This is a genomic window from Candidatus Melainabacteria bacterium RIFOXYA2_FULL_32_9 (assembly GCA_001784615.1).
GTDB lineage: Bacteria > Cyanobacteriota > Vampirovibrionia > Gastranaerophilales > UBA9579 > UBA9579.
On the sequence record MFRQ01000051.1, the window covers coordinates 7275 to 11322 of the forward strand.

1 pseudogene (running past one end of the window) is annotated in these 4048 nt (G+C 31.2%); it reads left to right on the forward strand.

Features of this window, described 5'->3' with window-relative positions:
* Positions 1 to 3694: pseudogene (locus A2255_07435) on the forward strand (hypothetical protein); it begins 77 nt to the left of the window's first position.
* Positions 3695 to 4048 lie beyond the last annotated feature (354 nt).

Genomic DNA, 4048 nt, shown 5'->3' on the forward strand with positions numbered 1-4048 from the left:
AACTTGTCCTAAATGCAAAGATTTAAATATAATTGGACGAGAAAAATGCTTTAGGTGTGGATTTAGGTTGATTTTAATTTGTCCTAAATGTAAAACTCCAAATCGTCCTAATGCTCAAAATTGCAGAAAGTGTAATTTTGAGCTGCTTAGAGTATGTCCAAACTGTAACACTCTAAATTATGTTAGAGAATTAAATTGTATTAAATGTTCAAAAACTTTTGCTTCCGCCAATCACAAAAATTCTGAATCTTTAGTCCCACCTGAGCAGAGTTCTGTAAATAGGCATCAGGATTTAGGAGATAGTATCTTTCTATCTATAGAGTTAATTAATTTTGAAAACATTAAGAAATATCTTGATTCAGATGATTTAACATTAAAATTTCAAAAGGAATTTCAACAAATAATAGTTAATGAAGCTAAAAAGAATGCAAAAGCTGTAAAAAAAGTATCTAATCAGGTGATAGCGATTGAATTTAAAGCTGGTTCTGCAAAACTATCAGCAATTTATGCTATAGTTGCAGCTCAGCGTGTTTTAAGTGATATTAGTGATCTTAATGTTCAGCTACAAGAAGATGTTGGGATAACGCTTGAAGCTAAGGCCGGTATTTCTGTTAGTTATCAAGCTAAAAATAGTTTTTCCAAGCTTGAAAGAGCTGTTGCATCGGTTAATGAAATTGTTGTAGTTGCTGATTTGTACAACCTTGTTTCAGATATGTTTGATTTTGAGGAAATTGATATTTCTCAAGGAAATGGCCTGCTAACTTTTTATAAGTTGAGGGACGATTCAGAATCAATTAATGATTCATCAATTAACATTGAAGATCCTGAAATTACCAGTACAGAAGAATTACAAGACACGGCTCAGGAAAATATTCAAAATAAAGAAAAGATAGAGAAACAGAGAAATGAGGTACTTCAAGCCAGAGATAAACTTAGAAAGACTAGTCAGATATTTGAACAATTTGGTGAAAAAGAAGTTTCTCAGGAAGAAGCATATAATATTGCAGCCGGTATTATAACTAAAGAGAAAAAAGGCGCTATTGTTGGAATAGCAGGGTTGGATGGGATTGGAAAATCAACTGTAGTTTCTTCTATTAGACAGAGCCTTTTAAATGAGAAGATTATATGGTTAATGGGAATGTGTCAGCCTGTTAATCAACTTGTTCCGTTTGCATTCTTCCAGGACTCTCTTAAAACCTTATTTAACTTACCTATGTTTACTCTTAATATAGCTGAAAGTAAGAAATTTCTCAGTCATTCTCTTGAAACTCTTGAAATTAAAGATAAACATATAGAAAATATTTTATGCAAACTGCTATTTCAGGAAAACCTTACCTCAGATCTTTCCGGTTTATTTGATAATCAGCTTGAAATTTATGAGAGTATTAGAGCAATTTTTAGTGCATTAAATAAGAAAGACAAGGTTGTTCTGTTAATAGAAGATCTTGAATTTATAGATATTGCTTCAATAGGCTGTATTAAATATTTAATAGATAATTTCTTTTTGGATAATGGTAATCAAATAATTGCTACATATTCACCTGAAGTTAATTTAAATGATTATTTCCTCTCATCTAGTTATAATGATAGGATTATCAAGCTTCATTTGACTAAAATGACAGATGAAGATATGGATAAAGCATTACTCGGGATGTTGAATAACCAGGATATTATCCCTGTGGAATTAAAAAAGCAGATATTTAGCAAGGCTAAAGGGTTTCCAATTTATATAGAGCAAGCTCTTTGGTATTTATTTCAAGTTAAGGCAATATTTCCTGAAGATAATCTTCTTAAGTTTGATCCCCGGGCAGAGAATATGCAATTACCAGAAAATATTGAAGCTATATTAAATGCACGTTTAGCTCAAATAAATACTTTAAATTCTGATAACTTAAAAATTATGCTTTCAGCAAGCTTGTTTGGGCAACGATCTATGTCGTCAATAATTCAGCTTATGCTTGGTATAGAAGCACAACAATTTAATAATTTAATGCAAATGCTTCTTTCTAACGGTATATTTGTTAATTTTGATAATTACAGTGTTATGTTCAAGCATAAGTTTATATGGAATATAGTTTATAAATTATGGCATTCTAATGAAGAAAAGGTTGACTACCATAATCAGGCTCTTGAAACATTAACAAAATATACTAAAGTGTCCGGGTCAATTCTTGCAGTTCAAGCTGAGCTTGCAAATTTTCCTGAAAAAGCTGTTGAATATTGGGGACGAAGTGCAGTTGAGGCAATTTCAGTTGGTGATGTGCAGGTATATGTTGCAACTCAAAAACAAACTGTAGGTTTGCTAGATAAAATTAACTTATCAGACGATTCTGAAAAAGAAAGAATCAAAAACCACATTTATGAGCAAATAGGGAAAGTGAGTTATGAGGTTAATCCACTGGAAGCGGTTGATTATCTTTCAAATGCAATTGTTGAAAGAGAGAAAAAAGGAGATACCATACAGGTAATAGAATTAACTGGATATCTTGCAAAGAGTTGTGAGATATTGGGCAATTATACTGGTGTTATAGAATGTGTGAACAGGGCTTTGTCTGGAATTGATGAGCAAAAATTTCATATAGAAAGCGCTTTATTATACTATTCGAAGTTAGATGCATTATATAATTTAGGAAAACTGGAAGAGACAGCTGTTATTGCAAAAAGCAAGGTTATACCTGTTTTAAGGAGTTTTATTGAGACTAATAACGTTATTCCGGGTTTAGGTGATCAAGATTTAAGCTATATTGAGATAGATGCAGAATTAACCCTTGCTAAGGCTTTAGCTGTTCAAGGAAATAAAGAATCTATAAATGTGGTTGGCTCGGTTATAAATAAAGCTAGTAAACTAGGATTTGTTGATATTGAGTTTAAAGCAAGAATAATTGAAGCTTTATACAGAATATTACAAGGTAGGACTAAATCTGCCAGTAATTCACTCGCTTATTTAACAGAAATAATACCTCAAATTAAAGATAAAACTCTTATAAGATTGTACTGGGATTTTGTTACAGCACTTTCTAAGATATTCAATGGTAATTATAGTCAGGCAGGTAAGCTTTGTTACTCTTTACAGATCCTGGCTGAAGAGTGTAGAGAGTATAATGTTCTTGCAATAATTAAGTTATTATTGGCTAAAACCCTAAAAGAAACCGGTAATATTGATAGCGCTAAAACCATTTATAATGAGATAATCACCTATTGTTCCGAGTATAAGATAGCTACAGGTGCATTATTAGGCTGGTATTTAATTGCCGAAATTGAACTGACTGATGGAAACATCCTTGCTGCTCATGAAATAGCCCAAAGAGCCCATGATATATCTCAAAAAGCAGAAATAAATAATTATTTCTTTACAGCATTATTAAAAGGCTTAATTGCAGAAGTTCATATTGTTAAAGGTAATTTTGAATCTGCCAGAATGTATGTAGAGCAGGCTCTTGAATTAGCAAAGAGTATGGAATTATACGTGGTGCAGGCAGAATTATATTTAACTTACGGTAAAATCTTTAGAAAAATAGTAGAATTGTCTGAAAGTGCTGAAAATAAATGGAAAAATGCTGATAATGCTTATAAATTATATATGTCAGCTTTAGACATAGTTAAGATGATTGAAAATGATTATATGACAAGCAAGGTTGAGCGAGAATTGCAGAATTTAATAGAATTTTGCGAGCTTTCAAGCATTAAAATCTAAAAAAATATATTATTTTTAAACTTATCAAACAATCTATCAAAGTAATTTTAATAAGCTCATAAAATAGCCTTCAGAAGGCTATTTTATGTTTTATGTGGAATTTCTTAATTTTTGTAAATTTAATATCTGTAAAATAGTACTTTTATTTCTTTAATCAAGATAAGTTCCTAGTAGCCGTAAATATCAGCAGGGTTTTCTTTCTTTTTTGGTGCTGACGCACTAACTTAAGTCCTCGATTATTTCAGCGAGGACTTAATGGTGCAGCTGTGCTGCTTTTTCTTTCTTTTGTTGCAGTACCTATCCAAGAAAAGAATCTGTACATGTGTCAAAATAATATTAAGATGTTAATTTAAA